We start from the raw sequence: 22,661 nt of genomic DNA, 5'->3' as shown, positions 1-22,661 counted from the left end.
GTGGTATTGAAAATGGTGTAAGATGTGAAATATTTCAGATATTAAGTTAGCAGTTGTTAGAAGTTAATAATTTTTAATTTTTAACCTTTAACCTTTGACCTTTTTTAAAACAACTTTTATCTCTTCTAATAATTTCCCAAGAGTATAAGGCTTGGATAAAAATGCTTCTACGTTAATATCATTTGCTGCTAAAAGCTGACGATTGGATTCAATACCGCTCATCGCAATAATTTTGACATCAGGATTCATTCTTTGCAGCACTTTAATAACTTCCAAACCATTTATAGACGGCATATGTATATCTATTAATACTAAATTAATTTCATCTTTGTATTTAACGTAAAGTGAAAAAGCCTCATAACCATCATTAGCAGTAAGTATTCTGTAATTATGTGTAAGCAGAGAATTTTCGGTCATTTCTCGAATATATTTTTCGTCATCTACAACCAGAATTAATTCCCCCTTACCTTCACTCATCCCAGAGTCAGAAGTTTGTTTTACTTCTTGGTTGGGGCTGGCAGGTAAATATACTTCAAACTGACTACCTTTACCTACTTGACTAGAAACCTCGACAAAACCACCGTGGCTTTTGACGATGCCAATTGTCGTAGAAAGTCCCAATCCCGTGCCTTTTCCTACTTCCTTGGTGGTGAAAAACGGTTCAAAAATTTGGTTTAATATTTCTTGCGGCATACCACATCCAGTATCGGTAATCCTTATTGCTACATAATCACCTACTTTTGCCTCGGAATTCATGCTGCTATAGGTTTCATCTATGACTCTATTTTCGGCTGTAATACTTAGAGTACCTCCTTCGGGCATGGCATCGCGAGCGTTAATACATAAATTCATCAATATTTGATGTATTTGGGTTGGTTGTGCTTTAACCGTCCAAAGTCGCGTTGGTATATTAGTACTAAATTCAATTAATTTGGGAAATGTGCTTTTGACAATTAGCTGAATTTCCTTTATCAGGTGTCGTAATTGTATGGGAATGCGATCGCCTTTTGCTCCCCTGGCAAAAGATGTAATTTGCTTCACAAGTTCGGCTCCGCGCTTGGAGTTATCTTCAAGCATTTTGAGAATAAGCCGATTTTTTTCATCAAGATGGGGAAGTTTGCGTGGCAGTAGTTGAGAGCCTGTGAGAATCGGAGTTAGGATATTATTCAAATCGTGAGCAATACCGGAGGCTAGGATACCGAGGCTTTCCAGCCGTTGCGCTCGATAATATTGTGCTTCAAGTAGTTTTTTCTCGGTAATGTCAGTATTAACTATTAAAATTGATTTTGGGTTATCTTGTTCGTCACGCATCAAAATCCAACGACTAAAAACAACTATCTCTTTACCGCTTTTTGTGACTTGCTGCAATTCACCTTGCCAATAATTACCATCCAAGACATTAGCAAAGGCTAATTCCAATTGAGGCGAATCGTTTTTATTTAAATCTTGAAAATTCTGGTTAATAACTTCTTTTTCAAGCCATTCATACAAACTTTCTGCTCCTTGATTCCAAAACAATATCTGGTTTTCCAAATTACAAACCATAATTGCATCTGTTGTAATATCAAGTAAAGCGGCTTGCTGTTTAATTTTCTCTTCTGACTGCTTGCGTTCGGTAATATCGCGAATCATTAACCGCTTTCCTACCAGATTACCGTTCTTATCGTGGATGCTGGTCATGGTAATTGTAGCGTTTATTGGCGTGGCTTTTCTGGGTTTTATATAACATTCCCAATCTTCCACCCGCTCCAATAAGTTCACTTGAGTACGAAAGCTTTTACGATCGGGCTTAGCAATAAAAACAAATATGGGTTTACCTATAAGATATTTTCGGGATACACTAAACAAGTTGCTAGCCTTGAGGTTTGCTTCTTGAATTTTTCCATTGGCATCAGTTACCAAATATGCATCCGGAGCGAATTCAAATAAATTCTCATAACGCTGTTGCTGTAACTTCGCATTTTCATTAGCAACAAATAATTCTTCGTTTTGCTGACGCAATTCCTCTTCAAAAACATTTTGTTCTTCAAGACTTGTGCTTAATTCTTGGTTGACTTTAAGAAGTTCTGCGGTTCCTTGTGCAACTTGTTTTTCTAATTCAATCGAAACTTGACGGTATGCTTGCTGGCTTTGTTGACGTTGATTAATTTCACTTCTTAATTGATGAGTTACCTGGATTAACCGAGATGTTTTTTCTTCTAATTTTTGTTCCGCCTCAGTACTGTAAATGTCTTTTTTTTTTACATTACTACTGGCTTGCAAGCAACTAGTTTGAGTTACAATTCCGACTAATTCCTCCGCATCCCCAATTACTACCAATTGCTGTAAATTTCTGCGCTGCATTTCCCCAAAAGCATTAAGAAGCGAGTCGGCTGCACGAACGGAAAATAACTCCTTATTCATCACCGTTTTCGCCTGAATATTGGCTAAATCGAGTTTCAAGGCTTGAAGTAGCTCTACATCTCGCTTTACAATTATTCCAACGGGAAAAACTTTTTTCCCTGTTCCCACTACTTCTTTTTGTGCAATTACAACACTAGCAATGTTCTCCAAAGCCATAATCTGAGCAATACTGAGTAATTCGGCATTAGGGGATACATAATTTACCTCAGTTTGCATCGCTTCAGAGACGGTTTTCATTCTTAATAAATCGTGATATTGCGAACTTTGAAGAATACTTACAGGTATCATTAGTTTTATTTATTAAAGATAAATATTTAATACATCACCCTTTCACCGTTAATTAAATAATTTTCTCCTGGTTAATTGTTGTTTATAGTTAGGGATTATAAATCTTTATTAAGTTGAGCGAAAAATAATATACAAATGTTTAATTTTTAAGTTCATCAATATAGCAGCACTTTAGATGATTAAGATATGATTAAGCTATTGTTGGCAAAGTGTTGATGTATTTAGTTTCTGTTACAACCGCTACTTTTACAACAAAAAACCCAACAGGAAAAGTTCCATGTTGAGCATTGGACAATTAATTAGTTATTTTTGAAAATCGCTTTAACTTTCAATCGTAAGAAGTCCCACACCTACCCGTCAGGGAGGTGTCGGGATGAATTACGAACCGGGTTTAGATTGCCCTTCGATGTATTTCCGCAAAGTTGAAACAGTCACACCGCCGCACGAGGCAACGAAGTACGAACCGCTCCAAAATACTTCTTTCCAGTAAATTTCGGCTAAGTATTCTGAGAACTCTTGACGCAATTTCCTAGAAGACACTGACTTCAAATTATTGACTAATTTGCTCAGTTCAACATCGGGATGATATTGAAAAAGGCAATGTATATGGTCTTCTTCCCCATTGAAGTCTACAAGCTTGCAATCCCACTTTTCTAATAGTTCTTCAATAATAACGTGAAGCCTGTCTAACATCTCCCCCGTAAAGGCTTTGCGTCTATATTTTGTAACCAATACTAGATGCACTTTCAAGTCGCTGACTGAACGACCTTTAGAAACAAAATCAGTTTTCATAATAATTCCGGAATATTCATAAATATTAGTGTATACTTAAATAGTAACACTGATTGATAAACAAGGTGGTGATCTTCCAAGTGCGGACAAGCTATCAATACCGATTGAAACCGAATAAAGAACAGCGAGAAATTATTGATGGGACGCTTGAGAAATTGCGCTATCAATATAACTATCAGCTTGCTCAACGTTTTGATTGGTACGAACAGAATCGTTGTTCTATTGATAGATGCCCGCTTGTTTGTCATCTTCCTGAGTTGTCCGATAAACCTAGTCGTTTTAGTCAGCAAGCCTCGTTAAAACAGCTTAAAAGAGATCGCCCTTGGTACAAAGAAATACACAGTCAAGTATTACAAGAAGTACCTAAAAAGGTTGAAATTGCATTTGATAGATGGCTGAAAGGTGATAGTAATGGCAAAAAATCCGGCAGACCTAGATTCCAGGGTGCGGGAAGGTATAGGACGTTCACTTATCCACAATTTAAGCAACATCATCTTGTTGGAGATAAAATTACGTTGTCGAAGATTGGCGATGTAAAGGTAATCGTTCATCGTCCTATACCTGACGGTTTCGTTATAAAAACTGTATCCGTTACAAAAAAAGCGAACGGTTATTATGTAACTTTAAGCCTTGATAACAAGGAAGTTCCAACTATTAAACTTGATTTTAATGCTGACAATATTGTCGGTATTGATGTTGGACTTATAGATTTTTATGTTGCTTCTGACAATAGTCGAATTGCTGCACCAAAATATTTACGTAAAGCTGAAAGAAAATTAAAGTCAGCACAACGTAAAGTATCGCGCCGTAAAAAGGGTTCTAATCGTCGTAAAAAGGCAATCAATAAATTAGGTATTAGGCATAAAAAAGTAGCTGATACCCGTAAAGACTTCCACTTCAAAACAGCAAAGAACTTATTATCTAAATATGATGTAGTTGTTGTTGAGAAGTTGAACGTAAAAGGACTTGCTAGAACACGATTAGCTTTTGCGATTCATGATGTTGGCTGGAGTCAGTTTATTAATATCCTCGAATTCAAAGCCGTTAGCGGAGCGAGGCGTTAGCCTTAAATGCTGGACTTCGAGTAATAGCTATAAACCCAAACGGCACAAGCCAAGAATGTTCTAGTTGTGGTCATAAAGTCAAAAAGCCGTTGTCGCAAAGAATGCATAATTGTCCGGTATGCCATACCAGTTTATGCAGGGATCTAAATGCGGCTATAAATATCAGGAATCGTGGGACGCACGACCTGTCTAAACAAGCTCAGTTAATGTCGTCAAAGACGAGTCATTGAGAAGCCTACACCCGGCTCTGTACTCAGATGGGTGTGGGTACGTCACCGGTGTGCTATTGATTCCGGTAAAACAGCCGGTTGATCGTCTATTGACAATAGGAATTTGATCAAGTTAGTTTGCTCGCTTGTGCTGTAACCTGCTTTTTGATCGACCCAATATTTATGTCCGCTACCGTCTACGTTTGACCGTTGCAAATCTGGATTGGCTCGATTTGCTGCAACTACAGCTTTCCGCAGATTCCGGTCAAGTAGTACCCTTAAACTAGCTTCTGGATTGGGTGTAATTCCCCGCATCATTCCAGACATTCCCAACTCATCCCCTACAGCAATAGTAAAACGTCCGCTTTCATCTTGTTTGATAGACTCAGCACTCGCAGCGACACCACCATCATGAAGATAAGGAGCGCTTAGATATAGTCCGATTAAATTCTGAACTTTGTAACCGCCATCCGGGTCGCTCAGGGCATAGGAAAGCTCAATATCTTCCTGTGGGGTGATGTCAGTTGGTACTGATAATACAGGTGGGTTAGGAGGTAAGGGTACGGGTAAATTAGGAGGATAAGTATCTGGTGGTACAAACTCCTGGGCAAATTTACGTGAAGCTGGCGCTCGTTGCGGTTGAGTGGCAATTTGTTTGACTGGAATTACTTCATGGTTAGTAAAGTAACGCCCGCTATGACATTGGGCACAATTAGCCTTTTGGAAAATAGCAGCACCTCGTTTCAAGGTATCGATATCGGCAGCTTCATGGGGAGGTGGCGCTAAAGTGTTTTGAAATGCAGACATTCCATTCAACTGTGCTGCAACGGGTAAACCTGGAGTATTTGCCATTAACCCGTCTTGCATAAACAGTGTACCTTTGGGATATTCTGGCATCTTAATCACACTATTTATACCGGGTTCCCCTGGGGTGGGATCTACTCGATCAAAAAATTCTGACGGCTTTACATTCTCTGGTAGTCGAAATTTTCGATTAGATGCATTTTGCAGTATTGTGCCTAAATAAACTTCTTTCTCGATTCCTAAGACCGATTCACTTGCATCTGCTGTGGTGGTTGGGTCTGCATTTAACCCAAATACAGCATTATTCAATGTAGTTAATCCGTGGAACCAACCGATGGAAGCAACACCACTCCAAGCATAAGGAAAAGTTTCATGAGTGTAAGAAGTAGGAATTTGGGCTGAGTTATTCTTCAAATCTCCATTAGAAACAAAGTTGCCGGGTGGCCATGAAAGAATTGCAGCATCAACTTCATCTTCCATAATTTTTTGGTCGGGAAGTTTTGCTATTTCCCCTTTTTTATTAATAAAAGTATGCTCGCCAGGTGGAATTTCGGTTGGATTCACATCTGTCTGACGAAAGAGTGCAGCAGAATTACTAGCCATTGCAATTAACGGACCTAAATTAATGTTTGTGTTAATTGCACCTTCTAAAACACGTCCGGTTTCTTCACTCACTGTTGCATGACACAAAGCACAGGTAACTCCCACCCGAACTTTACCTTTATCGAGGTGAGTCATTAATCCCAAGGGAAATAGAGAACCACCAGGTACATCTAAACCAGTATTCACAACTGTACCGGCTTTGAAAGTACGTTTACCAACGGTAATATCTTCGTCTATTGCGACTTGTAAATTAGTAGTTGGTTTTCCTTTCAAACCTAAGACTGCTTTAGTAATACTACCTAAATTAATTGGACCATCGAGAATACCGATCGCATCTGTAAATAAGTACTCATTACCAAAGGTTTCTCGATAGAAAGCATCTCGACCTAAATCAATCAATTCTTCCGTAACTTGAACCGCTCCATTATCCGGAGAAAGCTTGGACTGTCCGGTTTCGGTTTGCAAGAGTTTTTCCGCTTCTGATTTAGAAACGGCATAACCCAACAGATCGTAATCACCAATTCCACGTGGTGGAGATTGTGTTAAAGGTGTGTAAGTATTATTAATATTCGGTGGTCTTCCTGGCAAGGTTAATTCTAATTGAAAACCTAAAAAGCCAACAAACACCAGCAAAGAGCTTAAAATAACTATGGCACGTAATCGCATGGTTTCCTCGGTATTATTTGTTTGTACTGAAGTAATCCCAGTTGATAATTCCTCCAAAAGTCTCTACTCGAAGATCATCTATTTTTTCACGCTTAAAACTTACTTGATGTTGATACTAATTAATTTCTAAACGTTTCTTTTATACCTAATTGCAGAGATTTTATTAATTCATCTTGCTAGCGCTGGTAGTACCTTTTCGCCAAATACTTCAATAAATAACTCTTGTTCTCGGCTGACATTATGCAGAATAATTTCCTCAAACCCCAAATCAATATATTCCTGTAGCCAGTTGACAAATTGCTGAGTGTCTGATGAAATGCGAACAAAATCGTATAATTCCTGTGGTTGAACAAAAGCTCCGGCAGCATCAAACTGCTGAGGAGTTCGCAATTCTGACATTAAAATGTTCTGAAAAATATTATTGCGCCATTGCTGATGAGCTTTTTGTAAAGCGCTTTCTCGATCGCGATCGTAACAAAGCTGCACTTTTAAAATCATCGGTTTGCCTTCTCCACCACCGCTCCGAAAGGCATCAACTACTTCTTTTAATTTAGGAAGTGGGTGAGAAATCGTAATCAATCCATCTGCCCAACTACCAAGCCATCTTGCAGTTTCAGCGGTGATAGCGGCTCCAAAAATTAAAGGAAGCGTTTGGGGGCGAGTATAAAGTTTTGCTTCTTCCACGCAAACTAAACCGTGATGAGTTACTGTTTCTCCCGCCCACAGAGCGCGGATAACATCCACACACTCTTTCAGACGGGCGTTACGTTGAGATTTGCACGGCCAGTGTTCCCCGGTAATCGCTTCGTTCAGAGCTTGACCGCTACCTACAGTTAACCAAAAGCGATTGGGAAACATCTCTGCTAAAGTTGCCGCAGCTTGAGCGATAATTGCTGGATGATATCTTTGACCGGGAGCGCAAACCACGCGATAGGAAAGATTTGGAGTAGCTTGCATCGCTGCACCCAACCACGACCAGGCAAAACCACTTTGTCCTTGTTGTTCGCTCCAAGGATGGAAATGGTCGGAAGACAAAGCCAGGGTAAAACCAGCTTGTTCTGCCATTTGCACCCACTCAAGTAGTTCACTGGGCTTAAATTGTTCGTGGGAAACGTGATATCCAATATTAGCCATGATTTGAAAAACTCTAAACGTAGAGGAAGCAACGAAAAGTTTGCACGGGGGTTTCCAGGCTACGAACTGGCTGATAATGTGAGCGGAACGCTTTCTCGCTGAGTAATTTGGTTAGATAGAGGAAACAAGTAGGGAATTATTATCCCTATTTATTAAGTTTTAAACTGCTGCTCTTTGTGGCACTAGCTCCACTTTCATCCAGCCCGGTTGCCTTTTGTCAAACGCTTTATATGCATCAATTACAGACATTAGCGGTCCGATTTTAGTTAAGACTTGTTCGGGGTCTACGGTTCCATTGCGAACCATATCTACCAAGGTGGGAATATACTTGCGGTGATTGCAGTTACCCATATTGATAGTCAAGTTTTTATTCATTGCCATGCCGATAGGGAAGAACTTGTGGCTTGGTGGATAAACGCCAATAATTGAGAGTGTACCGGCTTTAGCTAATGCTTGAACTCCCCATTCTAAAGCTTGAGAAGGAGCATTCCCCGGATGCCAATTCCCGTCTTGAGGATTAGTTTCGGGGGCAATTTGCTTTAACTGCTGCTGAAACTGTTGCGCCTGTTGCTGTGCTTTTTTGGCAGCAGGTCCGCTATCGGGAGCATTAGCATCAACACCAACAGCATCAATAACTCTATCTACACCAATTCCCCTAGTAAGTTGGCGAATCATCTCAATCGGATCTTCGGCATTATAATCGATGACTTCTGCACCTAATCCGCGAGCCATTTCCAAACGTGAAGGAATTGTATCTACTGCAATTACACGCCCCGCACCGAATAATTGAGCGCTGGCGATCGCAAACATTCCCACAGGACCGCAGCCAAATACAGCAACTGTATCTCCCGGTTGGATTTCGGCAATGTCAGCGCCAAAATAGCCAGTGGGGAAAATGTCAGAAATCAAAATAGCTTGGTCGTCCGTAACCTCATGCGGTAACTTTACCAGCCCCACATTCGCGTAAGGAATCCTGGCATATTCCGCTTGTAATCCATTAAACGGACCCGTGCTTTCAGGACCACCAAAAAAAGCTGTTCCGGCATCGCTTCCATTAGGGTTAGCGTTATCGCACTGAGCATGATAGCCGCTACGACAGTAAGAACAGGAACCGCAAGCGATAGTAGAAGGAATAACAACGCGATCGCCTATTTTGAGATTCCGCACATTAGCACCAATCTCTTCCACAATCCCAATCCCTTCATGTCCGAGAATCGTTCCGGGTTTCATTCCGGTGAACGTTCCCCGAATCATATGCAAATCGGTACCGCAAATTGCGCTGGAAGTGATACGGATAATTGCATCCGTTGGATCTTGTATTTTCGGCTCTGGAACATCATCGAGTCTGATATCTCCAATTCCGTGAAAAACAACTGCTTTCATGGTTAATTCTCCTAATTTAGGCGTTTATATTCAATTTATTGTCTCTATAGAAATTGATAAAGTCTCGCTGTCCTCAATACTTCATCAACTCGAAGTAAACCTCGGTCTTAAGGATGCGAAACTTTTATCAGCGATTCATCCCACAATCGGCTTTTAAGTTAGCTGAGCTAACTGTTATTGAACTGCTCCGGTTTTTTCCTCGCTGGGAACAATAAAGCCAAAGTAAGCACCTGCAACTGCTATCAGCGCATGGAGCCAGACATCATTTCCGAAAATAGGAATTATGCCGAATAATATATTAGCAAACGGAATTAAGCCCATAATCGCAAGTACACCATAAATTACAGCTAAACTGCGAGAATACAGACGCGACAACACAAAATTGCCATTAATACCAACTCCCCAAGCACCGAAGACCAGGTGTACGATATTATGCAAAATATTGATGGGAAACAAGCCCATTAGGTAGCCGTATCCCGTATCAATAATTAACTCTGGCGATATCGTTGCAGGTTTGGTCACGAAAAAAGGGATAAATCCCAAGATTCCAATACTTAAAAAAACGATACCCATAATTAAAGCAAAGTTACGAGTTTTCATAATTTGACTCCTTGATTTTTGATTTTAAAGTGCGTATCAGCAATTAACTGCATTAATTCCAAGACTATTCACTTTAAATCGATTTTTACTTCACCTAAAGGAAGAAACTATCTTGTATACCCTTAGACATATTCAGAACCAATAAAAATCTTGAAATTACCTATAGATAGATTTTTTAATGATTTTTTATTTATATAAATTTTAAAATAAATAAATAAATAAATAAATAAATAAAATAAATACGATTCGCAACACCTGCTATATTTTTTTAGGTAATTTAACTCATATTAAAAGTATTAAATATATAACGTACTATTAATTATTGCCCTTCTTCTTGACTGTCCTGCGGAGTTTGATTTTGCTGTTTGTTTTTGCTCAACTTGCTATACAAAAGACTCAAAGGAACAGCCGTAACACCATGAACTAAGACCGAACCAGCAACACAAAGACTAACAACATACCAGATTTCATCAATACCTGTTTTATGAACGGCAAAATTAGCGTAGTAAATCGCTGCAACACCAATAGGACCAAACCAGCCCATAAATAAAGCATCTTTTAAGCCATTAGTCTGAGGTATAAAGCGATTTAATAACAATAAAGCAGGTAGGCGACGAAAAGCTAAAATCGCAAGTACCAAGAACAAACCATTCCATCCCAAAGCCAACCATTCGCTCCAAGGAATCACCAAACCAAACAAGGTAAAACTAAAAACAGTGATGATTAAATCTAAGGCTTCAGTCACATTTTCTTCGTCAATGCGATCGCCTTCGTTTACTACTAGGTCATAACCAACTCCGGCCATAAACACTGCTAAAATACCATCGCTGCCAATTAGCTTAACCCCGCCGAGTACAATAAAAGCAAGAGCTATGACATAAGCAAAAAATGACTGTCTATCAATTAATTTTTTTCGTTGCGCCAAATTAAGAAGTTTTCCAGCAAGATAGCCAGACAGTAAACCAAAAACAATTGCCGCTCCCACATCCCATAACCAGATAACAGAAAACCAATGAGTTACGCCCTAGTATAGAATTTCATAGACAAGAATATACATTTATCTACAAAAGCCGACAAGAAGAAGATGGCTAATAATGACTATCGATTAAAAAGTCATTTTAGTTCGAGAATAGAAAATTAACATAAAGATAATTTAAAAATCCATGTGATTGTGCCATAATTTTAATGGCTGATTTAGTTACTAATAGCCTTTTTTAATTTCGAATGGTGAAGCGTGAGTAATTGTGTTGTTAACTTCGATTAAAACAAAGCTAAAACTGACATCAGAGCAAAAAATACTGATGTCAAAACACGCAGGCATTTCTCGGTTTACATACAACTGGGGACTAGCAACATGGGAAGCTTTGTATAAGGAAGGTCTCAAACCAAACCATTTAGTATTGAAAAAGTTTTTTAACAATAATGTAAAACCAGTTTTAAGCTGGATAAAAGAAAAAGGCATATGTCAAAAAGTTACAGAATTTGCATTTGATAATTTAGGTAAAGCATTCAAAAACTTTTTCGCCAAACGTGGAGATTATCCCAGATTTAAGAAAAAAAGTTTTAACGATAGTTTTTCAATCAACGCAGGAAGTAAACCGATTCCAATTGGTGGAACTAGAATTAAGTTACCGACAATTGGTTGGGTGTCAATCCATGAAGCTTTACCGCATACTACAACTAAAAAGATAACTATATCTAGAAAGGCAGGGGAATGGTATATTTCCTGTTCTTATGAAATAGAAGCACAACCGACTGATAAAAAACATCCATACGTTGGTGTGGATTTAGGCATTAACGTCTTAGCAACTCTTTCCTATGGAATTGTTTTTCTCAACCCAAAAGCTTTAAAGAAAGCTAAAAAAAAATTATCTAAATTACAACGTCAATTAACTCTGAAGGTAAAAGGTAGCAATGGTTATAAAAAACAAAAGCTAAGAATATCTAAACTACATCGACGTGTTACTAATATTCGTCTAGATGCAACCCATAAAGCTACAACTTTTATCTGCAAAAACCACGCGGTAGTAGCTTTGGAGGATTTAAATATTAGTGGAATGTTGAAAAATCATAAGCTAGCTGGTGCAATTAGCGATGCTAATTTCTATGAATTCAAGAGACAGATTGAATACAAAACACTTAGATATGGTGGAACAGTTGTTCTTGTAGACAGGTTTTATCCATCTACTAAAAAATGTTCAAATTGTGGAGAAATTAAAGAAATTAGTTTGTCCGAGCGTCTGTATGTCTGTGAAAAATGTCATCATACCCAAGACAGAGATATCAATGCCGCTAAAAATTTAGAAAATTATGCACGGTTGGCTGAACCGTGTCTGGACGTTGAGGGATAACCGCTCCCATGCTCCCGTTGAAACGTCAAGTAATCTCTAGATTTGTCTAGATTTTATATAGCAGTTATGGCTTCTTGCGGAGATTGCATTAATAGTAAAAGCGGCAAAAATACAAATGGGTAAGCTAAGCCATCATTTATTCCAGATTCGGCAGATAGCAGATTGCGAACGCGAGACGGTAGTTTGTCTTCAGCAAAATTACCCGTGACGATAGTAGCAGCTAACACTGGGTCAGTGGGTGTAATTACTGCACCAATTAGAATGGCTACCCAAAAATCAATATTCAAAATCCAATAGATGAGTGCGCTACTAACAAACCACATCGCTAACATCAAAGGTCCAAGCATAATTGCCAGACTTCTTAAGCGACGAAACGGATAAGCAGAACGCAACCGTAGAGCCGTTGAAATCAGTTGAATGGAAATCGTAAGACGTGCTATTTCTTCAACAATAATGTCCTGGGTTCCCCAACTTTCTACATCAAAAATGTTGAGAACAAAGGGTCCAAAAATCACACCTAGTAAGACCGATAAAATTGGTGCCGAAAGATAAAGACGCTCTTTGATAAAGCGAGACACTAAACCATAACTATAAATCAAACCACCTAATGCGAGTAAGGCGATATTAAAGTGTGTTGGGTCTAGATTGGAAAAAGTACCAGGCATTTGATGGTAAAGATAAACTCTAAGTTCTGAATATCTAGAGACTTATGCTATTTTGCTATTTAATCCAGCTATTGTAACGCTATCTCAAGTTTCGCTTCGTATCAATCAATTTATTATTAATCATCCCTTTGATGTACAACCCGATAATTTTATTTTCAACCTACAGATAGAGTTATCTTCTCTTTTAAAAAACAAATATAAAGTGAGAGATTATTAATATTTTATCTTTAGGAGTATTATTCATATACGCCATAATTCTTATTTACTGTAGTACTTACGCTGCATAAACCCGGTTTCGATGCAAAATCTTTGTTTTAGCACCAGATATTTATGGATATTACGGGAATAAGCTTCAAATGCGTAAGTTGTAATAGATATATATAATTCGTTAAACGCAATAAACAAATACGAATAAATCACATTAGGAACAATTTCATTATGCAATTAAAGCCAATTGATCAACAGGTAGTTTGTATTGTCGGAGCTTCTAGCGGTATCGGCAGACAAGCAGCTCTTGATTTTGCTTCCCGAGGAGCGAAGGTAGTAGTTTCAGCGCGGAATGAACTAGGACTGAAATCTTTGGTAAACGAAATCGAATCGAATGGGGGTGAAGCCAAAGCAATTACTGCCGATGTAGCAAATTTTGAGCAGGTAAAGGCGATCGCCGATTTTACCGTTGAGCAATTCGGACGAATTGATACTTGGGTTCATGCGGCTGCAACTGGTGTGTTGGCAACCTTTGAAGAAATTACTATAGAAGAATTTCGGCGGGTGATGGACGTTACTTTTATGGGACAGGTTTATGCCGTAAAAGCAGCATTACCCTATCTCAAACAGCAAGGAGGAGCTTTGATTCATATTTCCTCAATGGAAGGCAAACGTGCTTTACCACTGCAAAGCCCTTACTCTGCCGCCAAACACGCTCTGCAAGGTTTTCTAGAATCTCTGCGAGTGGAGTTGCAACACGAGGGTATCCCTATTAGCGTTACCAGCATCTTACCAGCAGTAATCAACACTCCTTTTTACAATCACGTTCTTACCAAGTTAGGAGTAAAACCTACTGGAATACCGCCCTATTACTCTCCCCAGTTGGTAGCTGATGCCATTCTTTACGTGGCAGAAAATCCAACTCGTGAATATATTGTGGGAGATGTGGGACGAATTTTAGATGTATTAGAGCGGCTTTCACCGGAATTGGTAGATACAATATTGGCGACGATTGGTTTTTCCGGACAAAAAACGAATCAGCCGAAATCCGCAGACGCGCCGAACAATCTATATGCGCCGATGGAAGGTTACACCCAGGTTAAGGGAGACTTTAACGAGCTAGAGATACCCAGTATTTCCGATTGGCTGGAAATGAATCCGGCGCTAAAGTGGGGAGCATTAGCTGCTGTAGGAGCAATCGCTGCAATAGCTTTCAAAGGTAACAATCAGAGGCAATTATGAGTCGAGAAGAATTAGTTTTACCAAGTAGTGGAAGCAGCCCACAAGCAACCTTTAACAGTGGTTCGCTTTTCTTTATCGGCAACGCCACCGTACTGCTGCACTACGCCGGATTTACAATTTTGACCGACCCGAACTTTTTGCATCAGGGACAACACGTACATTTAGGTTATGGAATAAGTTCCGCACGCCGAACTAATCCGGCAATGGAAATTGAGGAATTGCCTGCCTTAGATATGGTTGTGCTGTCTCATATGCATGAAGACCATTTTGACCGGATAGCAGAGGCAAAACTAGATAAAAATGTACCTATTATCACTACGCATCAAGCTGCCGATAATCTCAAAAGTAAAGGATTTACCGCCACTCAAGGTTTAAATAGTTGGGAAACATTAACTGTTATTAAAGATGATGCCAAAGTACGGATTACAGCGATGCCGGGAAGGCATGGTCCGGGAATACTCAGCGCATTGCTACCGTCGGTAAACGGAAATATGTTAGAGTTTCACTCAACAGTAGATAAGCCAGTGTTTCGCCTCTATATTAGCGGGGATACGTTAATGTATGAAGACATCAAAGAAATACCTCAAAAATATCCCGATATTGACTTAGGTTTACTTCACTTGGGAGGAACAAAAATCTTCGGAATTCTCTTAACTATGGATGCGAAACAGGGAGTGCAGGCAATTGAGATGATTGCACCACATTTAAGTATCCCGATTCACTACAACGATTACACCGTGATGAAGTCATCTCTTGAAGAGTTTATGCAAGCCGTTACAGAAGCCGGATTGGATCAACGGGTAAAGTATCTTAAACACGGCGATACTTATACATTTGATGTGCTTCAGAAATAGTATTCATGGAAAAAAACAATCTCTTAATTCTAACTCCCAAAAGCAAGACATTTCGCCTACATCCGAAGCATCTGAAAAACCCATATTCGTTATCCAAAAGCACGATGCCAGAAACCTGCACTACGATTTTCGTCTAGAAGTTGCAGGGGTTCTCAAATCTTGGGTAGTGCCCAAAGGACCTTCGATTAATCCTCAAGAGAAACGATTAGCGATCGCCACTGAAGATCATTTTCTTGATTACGCTAATTTTGAAGGTGTGATCTCAGAAGGATACGGAGCAGGCACTGTGTTAGTCTGGGATACCGGGTTTTATCGCAATCTTCAAGAACAAGACGGCAAAGAAGTTCCAATGGAAGAAGCTATACGCTAAACACGCTCGCAAAGCTGAAAAACGCTTTACAAGCGTGGATGTATAGCCAGGTTAAGCGAAAGCTACGTTGATTAGGTCATGACACTTTTAGGTGCTTTCCAGCTTAAAACTCTGTCGCCAACTGTTAAACAAGTGATTTAGCTGTCGTAAGAGTGCAGTTGGCTTAAAAAGCCTTTTCAACATTGCCGAGGAAAACTTTACCCGTGAAAACGGAGGACTCCGCATGTCTAACTTTGTATTTGTTGTTGATTCAAACAAAAAACCTTTAAATGCACTGCATCCAGGACAAGCCAGACGATTATTAAAGCAAGGTAAAGCTAGCGTTTTTAGACGTTATCCTTTTACTATTATTCTACCGCAGGATAGCGTTGAGCCATCCGCCGATTACCAACTTAAGATTGATCCAGGTAGTAAAACAACTGGAATAGCGTTAGTAAAAGAAGATAAAGTTGTTTGGGGGGCACAATTAACCCATCGCGGTCAATCTATCAAAGCCGATCTAGAATCTAGAAGCGCTGTTAGGCGTAACCGCAGAAACCGCAAAACACGTTATCGTAAAGCACGATTCCAAAACAGAAGACGTAAAGAAGGCTGGCTTCCGCCTAGCTTGCAAAGCAGGGTTGAGAACATCATGACTTTAGTTAATAGGATAATGCGTTATGCACCTGTAACAGGTTTGTCTCAAGAGCTAGTAAGGTTTGACACGCAGGCTTTACAAAACCCAGAAGTTACAGGAAAAGAATATCAGCAAGGGGAACTTTTTGGTTATGAGGTAAGAGAATATTTACTTGAAAAATGGCAAAGAAAATGCGCTTATTGTGGTGCTACCGATACAAGATTAGAAGTAGAACATATACGCCCAAAATCAAAAGGCGGCAGTAACCGAGTATCTAATCTTGCTATAGCTTGTCATGATTGTAACCAACAAAAAGGTAGCACTGATATTGAAGAATTCTTAAAAGGTAAACCGACTATTTTATCTAAGATATTAAAGCAAGCAAAGAAACCTCTTGAAGATGCTGCTGCTGTTAATAGTACTCGCAACGAGTTATTAAAAAGACTCAAACAAACCGGGCTGCCTGTAGAAACAGGTACTGGAGGATTAACGAAGTACAACAGAAGTAGATTGAATCTACCTAAAACTCACTGGCTTGACGCAGCCTGCGTTGGCGTTATTGACGATCTACAAATATTAACTACTAAACCTTTACTTATTGCCGCTAAAGGATGGGGCAGCCGCAAAATGTGTATAACAGACCGCTATGGTTTCCCTAGTAAGCACAGGTCAAATAGCAAAACGCACTATGGCTTCCAAACAGGTGACATAGTAAAAGCTACTTTACCAAAAGGGAAGTTTGCTGGGGTTTATGTTGGTAGACTTACTACTAGAAAAACTGGGGTTTTTGATATGCGTTTAGGTGACAACACTAAAATTAGTCCTGTAAGGCATAAATACTGCGTGGCTATTCATCGCAACGATGGTTATAGTTACAGCTTTTAACAGCAATGCTTCAGATATTTACAGGATTTTGCTGATTAGAGGCGTACCGATCGCCAAAGGTCATATTAAAATTTGGCTTTCAGGTAAAAAATTAAAAGGCGGTTATGCTCTGACTCGCATTAAGCAGGGGAAAAACCAAAGCTGGTTATTAATCAAAATGGATGACGAGCTAGCAGATGCTCGTCGCAATCGTGTAAGCACCGAACCAGAATCTGTACTCAGCGGAAAAACCCTCTCGGAGATTAAAGCGCAAGGTTAAGCGAAGGAAACAATAATTTTTAAGATTTTTGGTTAAATTTGTTCAATATTATTATAGGCAACTTTGCGATCGCGATCGCCTAATTTCAAACGAGCTTTCCGATCTCCTATATCGAAAGTTAGATTTAGTGAATCTAACTTTAGACCGATATTCGCGAAATCTGAAGTCCATTAAGCTAAAAAAGTTCTTAGCTAGAATATAGTCATAAATTTATTAATTTTGGAGATTAACAATGAATTCGTCTCAAAACAAATCTTCTAAGGTAGCTAAAAAAAATAGTTTAGAGCAACATTCCTCTAGTTATTCGGACAACCACGCAGCAAATCGCGTTCCTATTATTAAAAGCTCGGGAGATTGGGAGCAACCAGATTTTGAGGAAATTGATGCTTGTATGGAGGTAACTGCGTATATTTACCATTGGCAATAAAAGAAAAAATCACAAGTGCCTTCAAACTTGATATAGCACTTTTACTTGATGCACGTTAGTGGAGCGTGGCTGGAGGGCATAAAAACTCAGTATACCCGCCAAGCTTTTTCTGTTTTCTACTCCCTACTCCCTACCCCCCTACCCCCCTCCCTACCTCAGTCAGCAACTCAGGTCTCAAGACACTGAGCTTCAGGCATAGTTCTGAAACTCTTAGCTGACCAGATTAAGGATTAAATTCCTACGTTTAGAGCAAGTGCTAAAAATCATACCTTGAGATGCGTAGCCAGTTTCAAGCACTATAACTGGAAAATTAAACAGGTGTAACGCCAGTTTTGCCAGTGTTTTCCTTTTGAAGCCGACTCTAAACATTATCGAGGCTAACATTACTTAATTGCGGACTAACCATCCAAAAAAAAAGAAAAATGCCAACGGTGGTTAAAACCACTCGCGGCGTTTTTCCACGAGCGCTTTAAAAAGCGTGAGTTTCCAAACTACCGGGATTTTCTTATGAACAATTTCATTAATCAAACCTAATTTTTATATATGCTTGTACGTATTCTTGGGGCTTCTGCTGGTGGGGGATTGCCCCAATGGAACTGTGCCTGTTCTAAATGTCAAGCTGCACGATCTGGTGTTATTCCTAGCCTTACTCAGTCATCGATTGCCGTTAAAGCTGGAGGAAAGTGGTTTTTAGTCAATGCTTCTCCTGATGTGCGCCAGCAGCTTGAAAGATTAAGAAATGGCTGCGAAGATAATATTCGTTCTAATCCGATTGCAGGGGTAATACTAACCGATGCTGAAATTGACCATACTAACGGATTAATGATTTTACGAGAATCAAAACAGCCGTTAGAACTTTATGGTACTGCAACGGTAAAGCAGGCTCTTTCTGAAGGCTTCCCGGTGTTGCGTACACTCACAAATTACTGTGGTGTTAATTGGACTGTACTCGAAACTGACGCTAGCCTGACCTTAATAAATGAGCAATCAAGTCAACTAAAGGTTGAGGTATTTCCCCTATCCAAGAAACCACCTAAGTATATGGCACAAAGTAATGATGATATCTGGGCTATAGGACTTACGTTTCGAGATGTTGCAACTGGTGGTGTTTTTACCTATGCTCCGGTATTATCAGAACTAACGGATAGTCTCAGAGAACGTTTTGAAGCCAGCGATTGTATCTTAGTAGATGGTACATTCTGGTACAATGACGAGTTGCAGCGGCTGGGCATTTCTAAGCGCACGGCTCAAGCAATGGGACATATGCCACTGGGGGGTAGTGATGGAAGTTTACAACAGCTTAAAACGTTGAAGCGTCCTCGTAAAATTTTGATTCACATTAACAATACAAACCCAATTCATCAACCAGACTCAGAAGAACGGATGAGCGTCGAAGCAGCCGGTTTAGAAGTAGGTTATGACGGGCTGACCATCGAATTATAAGCAAGGAACATTCAATGCAGCAAGTGCAAACGCAGACACAATCTGAGCAAAATCCGCTCTCAAAATTACTAACACCACAAGAACTAGAGGCAGCACTAAGAAGCCAACATCGCCGCTATCATCATCTCCATCCTTTCCATCAGCGCATGAATGCTGGCGAACTAACTCCAGAAGAGGTACGGCGTTGGGTGGCGAATCGCTTTTATTACCAAAAAAGTATTCCCCTTAAAGACGCAGCCATCTTATCAAACTGTCCGGAAGTGGAAGTGCGGCGAGAGTGGATTGGGCGAATTATCGACCATGACGGTCAAACCCCTGGTTCGGGGGGCATTGAGGCTTGGTTAAGGCTGGGGGAAGCTGTAGGATTATCCCGTTCCCAACTGAAGAGCGAAGATTACGTGCTGCCAGGTGTCCGCTATGCAGTAGATGCTTACGTTAACTTTTGCCGCACGCGAGCTTGGATTGAATCGGTTGCTGCTTCGCTGACAGAATTGTTTGGTCCTGATGCAATTCGCGATCGCCTTTTAGCATTAGAGCAGCATTACCCTTGGATCGATCCTGCCGGATTTGAGTATTTTCGAGTACGTTTACAGCAAGCTCCCAGAGATGCTAGTTATGCTTTAAATTTAGTTTTAGACCGCTGTCAGACCGTTGAAACGCAGCAGCGAGCCGTTGAGGCTTTAGTTTTCAAATGCGATTTATTATGGAGTCAGTTAGAGGCAATTGAAGGCGGTGATACGCGAGCGGGGAGTAAATAATGAGTAGCATCGGGGCTTATAACCGTCCGCGAATGGCGCGAGGGGTACGACTATTTTGGGACGAGGTAAGGCAGCAGCATTTACTGTTGTTTCCCGAAGGGCTTCTAGTATTAAATGCGACTGCTTTTGCAGTACTCGAACTGTGTGACGGACGGCGAACGGTAAGCGAAATGGTGACAATTTTGGCAGCCCAACATTCTAGTGCCAAAGTAGAGAAGGATGTGTATTATCTGTTGTCCCGAATTGCAGAGCGAGGTCTACTAGAGCATAGTAATGAATAACATACCTCCTAGACCTTTAAGTTTAGTGGCAGAACTTTCCTACCGTTGTCCGCTTCGCTGTCCTTACTGTTCCAACCCCTTGGATTGGGCTGATAAATCCAGTCAGGAACTTAGTACCGAAGATTGGCTGCGAGTGATTCGGCAATCAAGGCAGTTGGGGGTGGTGCAGCTGGGATTGTCTGGCGGCGAACCGTTGTTGCGACCGGATTTGGAAGTTTTGATTGAAGAAGCTGCTAGTTTGGGGCTTTACACTACTTTGGTCACGGCAGCAACGTTACTTACTTCCAAACGAGCAGAAAAACTGCGTCAGGTGGGATTAGACCATATACAAATTAGTATTCAAGATAGTCGTGCCGCCGAATCAGATAGCATTGCTGGAATCAAGTGTTTTGAGCAAAAACTGGCGGCAGCGCGTCTGGTAAAAAATTTGGGATTTCCTTTAACGCTCAATTTTGTTCTCCACCGTCACAACTTAAATCGAATTGAGGAGATGCTGCAACTAGCCGAAAATTTAGCAGCAGACAGGGTAGAATTGGCTAACACCCAATACTATGGCTGGGCATTACAAAATCGGGCGGCACTTCTACCCACCCTCTCTCAGTTGCAGCAAGCCGAACCAGCAGTAAAAGCAGCTCGGGAACGAGGTAAAATTCCGATGGGTATTATTTATGTTATTCCTGATTATTATGCCGAATATCCTAAACCCTGTATGGGAGGGTGGGGACAGCGCACAATCGTAATAACTCCTCAAGGTGAAGCATTGCCCTGCCAAGTAGCAAGCGTTATCCCCGATTTAGAGTTTAACAACGTCATAAACCATTCTCTCGAATGGATTTGGTATGAGTCGCCAGCCTTCAACCGCTTTCGGGGCACTGACTGGCTGCCCGAACTGTGTCAGAGTTGCGATCGCGTTGAGATTGATTGGGGAGGCTGTCGCTGTCAGGCTTTCCTTCTCACTCAAGATGCTGCCGCTACCGACCCCGTTTGTCACCTGTCTCCCCACCACGAGCAGGTTGTCGCGTCTCTAAATGCCGTAGGGAAAGAGCCATTGCCGTTTATTTATCGTTCAATTTACAACTAGAAAAAAACTAGAGAAATATGAAACGCGCCTTTATATTTAGCTTAATTTTAGGATGCCTGTCGTTGCCAGTTGTAACTGCGTCTGCACAGAAGCAACCGGGGGAGCCAAAGCCAACCGATGTAGAAATCAACGCCCACGTCTACGAGCCAGTTCAGCTAAAGGTAAGTGATGATTTAATTAAGCAACTTAAGCTTCCCGATGGCTTTAAAATTCAGAAGTTTGCTGAGGGATTGGGTAAGCCTCGGATAATGACGGTTGCTCCCGATGGCACCGTTTACGTGACTCGTCGCGATCCTGGCGACGTAATCATGCTCCGCGACACAAACGGTGATGGTACCGCTGATATCAAACAGATTGTAGCTAAAAAACCAAAGCTTCATGGCATTGCCTTGCGCGGTAACACCATGTATCTGACAACTATCCGCGAAATTTACACCGCCGACCGCTTGCCCGATGGTAGATTAGGCAGACTACGGCAAATTATCTCCGATCTGCCCGACGCTGGACAACACCCCAACCGCACCATCGCCTTCGGACCCGATGGTATGCTTTATATTACCGTTGGCAGTACGTGCAACGCCTGCACCGAAAACGACACCAACGCAACTATTCTACGTGCAAGTCCTGACGGCAGGAATCGCCAGATTTTTGCAAGTGGGCTACGCAACACCATCGGCTTTGGTTGGCATCCAGTAACGCGACAAATGTACGGTATGGATCACGGCATTGATTGGCTGGGTGACAACGAGCAGAAAGAGGAATTGAATCGCATCGAGGCGGGTAAACGCTACGGGTGGCCCTATATTTATGCTGATGGTAAATACAACCCTCAAGACGAGCCGCCCAATGGCATCACTATGGCTCAGTGGGCAAAAATGAGCCAGGAACCCGTAGCACTGTATACCGCTCACAGTGCGCCAATGCAGATGGCTTTTTACACCGCCAACCAGTTTCCTGCTGAATACAAAAATGATGCATTCGTAGCCATGCGCGGTTCTTGGAATCGTAAACCCCCAAGCGGACACGAAATTGTGCGTATCCGCTTTGACAAAAGTGGCAATCCCACCGCAATCGAGCCTTTCCTAACCGGCTTTCTCGTAAAAATGAACAAAGAAGACTACGGACGTTTCGCTCGTCCTGTAGGGGTAAGTGTCGCCAAAGATGGCTCGCTGCTAATCGGCGATAATATGAATGGCGTTATTTACCGGATTTCCTATGCTAAATAGGTTAAAAAGTTTGAATGAATAGCTTCTGTAGAGACGTTGGACTGCAACGT

21 protein-coding genes and 1 pseudogene are annotated in these 22,661 nt (G+C 40.9%); 14 read left to right on the top strand and 8 right to left on the bottom strand.

Annotated features, from left to right (window positions below; all coding sequences use genetic code 11):
• Nucleotides 1-87 precede the first annotated feature (87 nt).
• Together ACM03V_RS13600 and tnpA are read right to left on the bottom strand one after the other, a co-directional pair.
• A complete protein-coding gene (locus tag ACM03V_RS13600) occupies nt 88-2,691 on the bottom strand; it encodes a PAS domain S-box protein (RefSeq protein WP_414621322.1) in 2,604 nt (867 codons plus the stop codon).
• 378 nt (nt 2,692-3,069) lie between these two features.
• A complete protein-coding gene (gene tnpA / locus ACM03V_RS13595) occupies nt 3,070-3,483 on the bottom strand; it encodes an IS200/IS605 family transposase (protein ID WP_414621321.1) in 414 nt (137 codons plus the stop codon).
• An 80-nt stretch (nt 3,484-3,563) separates the two neighbouring features.
• Between tnpA and ACM03V_RS13590 the strand changes: the two are divergent.
• Nucleotides 3,564-4,777 (top strand): annotated as a pseudogene (locus ACM03V_RS13590) (RNA-guided endonuclease InsQ/TnpB family protein).
• 42 nt (nt 4,778-4,819) lie between these two features.
• Here ACM03V_RS13590 and ACM03V_RS13585 read toward each other — a convergent pair.
• From ACM03V_RS13585 to ACM03V_RS13575, 3 genes are all read right to left on the bottom strand, one after another.
• Entirely contained in the window at nt 4,820-6,886 is a 2,067-nt protein-coding gene (locus ACM03V_RS13585; RefSeq protein WP_414621320.1) for a hypothetical protein, read from the bottom strand.
• A 111-nt stretch (nt 6,887-6,997) separates the two neighbouring features.
• Entirely contained in the window at nt 6,998-7,963 is a 966-nt protein-coding gene (locus ACM03V_RS13580; protein WP_414621319.1) for a TIGR03885 family FMN-dependent LLM class oxidoreductase, read from the bottom strand.
• Between the two features lie 159 nt (nt 7,964-8,122).
• Nucleotides 8,123-9,346 carry a zinc-dependent alcohol dehydrogenase gene (locus ACM03V_RS13575; RefSeq protein WP_414621318.1) on the bottom strand — a complete coding sequence of 408 codons (1,224 nt, stop codon included), beginning with the start codon at nt 9,344-9,346 and terminating at the stop codon, nt 8,123-8,125.
• Here ACM03V_RS13575 and ACM03V_RS13570 point away from each other — a divergent pair.
• Nucleotides 9,345-9,503 carry a hypothetical protein gene (locus tag ACM03V_RS13570; protein ID WP_414621317.1) on the top strand — a complete coding sequence of 53 codons (159 nt, stop codon included), beginning with the start codon at nt 9,345-9,347 and terminating at the stop codon, nt 9,501-9,503. The genes ACM03V_RS13575 and ACM03V_RS13570 overlap by 2 nt on opposite strands.
• A gap of 17 nt (nt 9,504-9,520) precedes the next feature.
• On the opposite strand, the gene ACM03V_RS13565 is transcribed toward ACM03V_RS13570, so the two are convergent.
• Both ACM03V_RS13565 and ACM03V_RS13560 read right to left on the bottom strand, forming a co-directional pair.
• Nucleotides 9,521-9,946, bottom strand: a complete 426-nt coding sequence (locus ACM03V_RS13565; protein WP_414621316.1) for a DUF4383 domain-containing protein — start codon at nt 9,944-9,946, stop codon at nt 9,521-9,523.
• A gap of 319 nt (nt 9,947-10,265) precedes the next feature.
• Complete coding sequence (locus ACM03V_RS13560; RefSeq protein ID WP_414621315.1) at nt 10,266-10,931, bottom strand: cation:proton antiporter; 666 nt, start codon at nt 10,929-10,931, stop codon at nt 10,266-10,268.
• Nucleotides 10,932-11,190: 259 nt separating this feature from the next.
• On the opposite strand from ACM03V_RS13560, the gene ACM03V_RS13555 reads away from it, so the two are divergent.
• A complete protein-coding gene (locus tag ACM03V_RS13555; protein WP_414621314.1) occupies nt 11,191-12,297 on the top strand; it encodes an RNA-guided endonuclease InsQ/TnpB family protein in 1,107 nt (368 codons plus the stop codon).
• A gap of 53 nt (nt 12,298-12,350) precedes the next feature.
• Here ACM03V_RS13555 and ACM03V_RS13550 read toward each other — a convergent pair whose 3' ends face one another.
• Nucleotides 12,351-12,962, bottom strand: a complete 612-nt coding sequence (locus tag ACM03V_RS13550) for a cation:proton antiporter (RefSeq protein ID WP_414621313.1) — start codon at nt 12,960-12,962, stop codon at nt 12,351-12,353.
• Between the two features lie 438 nt (nt 12,963-13,400).
• On the opposite strand from ACM03V_RS13550, the gene ACM03V_RS13545 reads away from it, so the two are divergent.
• The 11 genes from ACM03V_RS13545 to ACM03V_RS13495 all read left to right on the top strand — a co-directional run bounded on the left by ACM03V_RS13545 (nt 13,401) and on the right by ACM03V_RS13495 (nt 22,611).
• Nucleotides 13,401-14,411 carry an SDR family oxidoreductase gene (locus tag ACM03V_RS13545; RefSeq protein WP_414621312.1) on the top strand — a complete coding sequence of 337 codons (1,011 nt, stop codon included), beginning with the start codon at nt 13,401-13,403 and terminating at the stop codon, nt 14,409-14,411.
• The gene (locus tag ACM03V_RS13540; protein ID WP_414621311.1) at nt 14,408-15,265 is read left to right on the top strand and encodes an MBL fold metallo-hydrolase; all 858 of its coding nucleotides are present in this window, start codon (nt 14,408-14,410) and stop codon (nt 15,263-15,265) included. Before ACM03V_RS13545 ends, ACM03V_RS13540 begins: the two co-directional genes overlap by 4 nt.
• A complete protein-coding gene (locus ACM03V_RS13535; RefSeq protein WP_414621310.1) occupies nt 15,249-15,635 on the top strand; it encodes a DNA polymerase ligase N-terminal domain-containing protein in 387 nt (128 codons plus the stop codon). Before ACM03V_RS13540 ends, ACM03V_RS13535 begins: the two co-directional genes overlap by 17 nt.
• 223 nt (nt 15,636-15,858) lie before the next feature.
• Nucleotides 15,859-17,136, top strand: a complete 1,278-nt coding sequence (gene iscB, locus ACM03V_RS13530) for an RNA-guided endonuclease IscB (RefSeq protein WP_414621309.1) — start codon at nt 15,859-15,861, stop codon at nt 17,134-17,136.
• Complete coding sequence (locus ACM03V_RS13525; protein WP_414621308.1) at nt 17,114-17,395, top strand: hypothetical protein; 282 nt, start codon at nt 17,114-17,116, stop codon at nt 17,393-17,395. Before iscB ends, ACM03V_RS13525 begins: the two co-directional genes overlap by 23 nt.
• A 232-nt stretch (nt 17,396-17,627) precedes the next feature.
• Entirely contained in the window at nt 17,628-17,822 is a 195-nt protein-coding gene (gene pqqA / locus ACM03V_RS13520) for a pyrroloquinoline quinone precursor peptide PqqA (RefSeq protein WP_414621307.1), read from the top strand.
• A 543-nt stretch (nt 17,823-18,365) separates the two neighbouring features.
• Nucleotides 18,366-19,265: a pyrroloquinoline quinone biosynthesis protein PqqB gene (gene pqqB, locus ACM03V_RS13515; protein ID WP_414621306.1), complete on the top strand. Its 900-nt coding sequence runs from the start codon at nt 18,366-18,368 to the stop codon at nt 19,263-19,265.
• Nucleotides 19,266-19,279: 14 nt separating this feature from the next.
• Nucleotides 19,280-20,023 (top strand): pyrroloquinoline-quinone synthase PqqC, encoded by a 744-nt coding sequence (gene pqqC / locus ACM03V_RS13510; RefSeq protein WP_414621305.1) that lies wholly within the window; start codon nt 19,280-19,282, stop codon nt 20,021-20,023.
• A complete protein-coding gene (gene pqqD / locus ACM03V_RS13505) occupies nt 20,023-20,304 on the top strand; it encodes a pyrroloquinoline quinone biosynthesis peptide chaperone PqqD (RefSeq protein WP_414621304.1) in 282 nt (93 codons plus the stop codon). Before pqqC ends, pqqD begins: the two co-directional genes overlap by 1 nt.
• Entirely contained in the window at nt 20,297-21,385 is a 1,089-nt protein-coding gene (gene pqqE, locus ACM03V_RS13500) for a pyrroloquinoline quinone biosynthesis protein PqqE (RefSeq protein ID WP_414621303.1), read from the top strand. The genes pqqD and pqqE overlap by 8 nt, the downstream gene beginning before the upstream one ends.
• Before the next feature lie 17 nt (nt 21,386-21,402).
• Complete coding sequence (locus tag ACM03V_RS13495) at nt 21,403-22,611, top strand: PQQ-dependent sugar dehydrogenase (RefSeq protein ID WP_414621302.1); 1,209 nt, start codon at nt 21,403-21,405, stop codon at nt 22,609-22,611.
• Nucleotides 22,612-22,661 lie beyond the last annotated feature (50 nt).

The organism is Calothrix sp. CCY 0018, from assembly GCF_963920925.1.
In the GTDB taxonomy this organism is placed as follows: Bacteria; Cyanobacteriota; Cyanobacteriia; order Cyanobacteriales; family Nostocaceae; genus Rivularia.
This window is presented reverse-complemented; position numbering and strand designations above follow the sequence as displayed.

Bases quoted from the DNA above. Each gene is read 5' to 3' on its own strand.
- ACM03V_RS13600 (WP_414621322.1), bottom strand. From the start codon at position 2,691: ATGATACCTGTAAGTATTCTTCAAAGTTCGCAATATCACGATTTATTA.
- tnpA (WP_414621321.1), bottom strand. From the start codon at position 3,483: ATGAAAACTGATTTTGTTTCTAAAGGTCGTTCAGTCAGCGACTTGAAA.
- ACM03V_RS13580 (WP_414621319.1), bottom strand. From the start codon at position 7,963: ATGGCTAATATTGGATATCACGTTTCCCACGAACAATTTAAGCCCAGT.
- ACM03V_RS13570 (WP_414621317.1), top strand. From the start codon at position 9,345: ATGGTTAATTCTCCTAATTTAGGCGTTTATATTCAATTTATTGTCTCT.
- ACM03V_RS13575 (WP_414621318.1), bottom strand. From the start codon at position 9,346: ATGAAAGCAGTTGTTTTTCACGGAATTGGAGATATCAGACTCGATGAT.
- ACM03V_RS13565 (WP_414621316.1), bottom strand. From the start codon at position 9,946: ATGAAAACTCGTAACTTTGCTTTAATTATGGGTATCGTTTTTTTAAGT.
- ACM03V_RS13550 (WP_414621313.1), bottom strand. From the start codon at position 12,962: ATGCCTGGTACTTTTTCCAATCTAGACCCAACACACTTTAATATCGCC.
- ACM03V_RS13545 (WP_414621312.1), top strand. From the start codon at position 13,401: ATGCAATTAAAGCCAATTGATCAACAGGTAGTTTGTATTGTCGGAGCT.
- ACM03V_RS13540 (WP_414621311.1), top strand. From the start codon at position 14,408: ATGAGTCGAGAAGAATTAGTTTTACCAAGTAGTGGAAGCAGCCCACAA.
- ACM03V_RS13535 (WP_414621310.1), top strand. From the start codon at position 15,249: ATGTGCTTCAGAAATAGTATTCATGGAAAAAAACAATCTCTTAATTCT.
- iscB (WP_414621309.1), top strand. From the start codon at position 15,859: ATGTCTAACTTTGTATTTGTTGTTGATTCAAACAAAAAACCTTTAAAT.
- ACM03V_RS13525 (WP_414621308.1), top strand. From the start codon at position 17,114: ATGGTTATAGTTACAGCTTTTAACAGCAATGCTTCAGATATTTACAGG.
- pqqA (WP_414621307.1), top strand. From the start codon at position 17,628: ATGAATTCGTCTCAAAACAAATCTTCTAAGGTAGCTAAAAAAAATAGT.
- pqqB (WP_414621306.1), top strand. From the start codon at position 18,366: ATGCTTGTACGTATTCTTGGGGCTTCTGCTGGTGGGGGATTGCCCCAA.
- pqqC (WP_414621305.1), top strand. From the start codon at position 19,280: ATGCAGCAAGTGCAAACGCAGACACAATCTGAGCAAAATCCGCTCTCA.
- pqqD (WP_414621304.1), top strand. From the start codon at position 20,023: ATGAGTAGCATCGGGGCTTATAACCGTCCGCGAATGGCGCGAGGGGTA.
- pqqE (WP_414621303.1), top strand. From the start codon at position 20,297: ATGAATAACATACCTCCTAGACCTTTAAGTTTAGTGGCAGAACTTTCC.
- ACM03V_RS13495 (WP_414621302.1), top strand. From the start codon at position 21,403: ATGAAACGCGCCTTTATATTTAGCTTAATTTTAGGATGCCTGTCGTTG.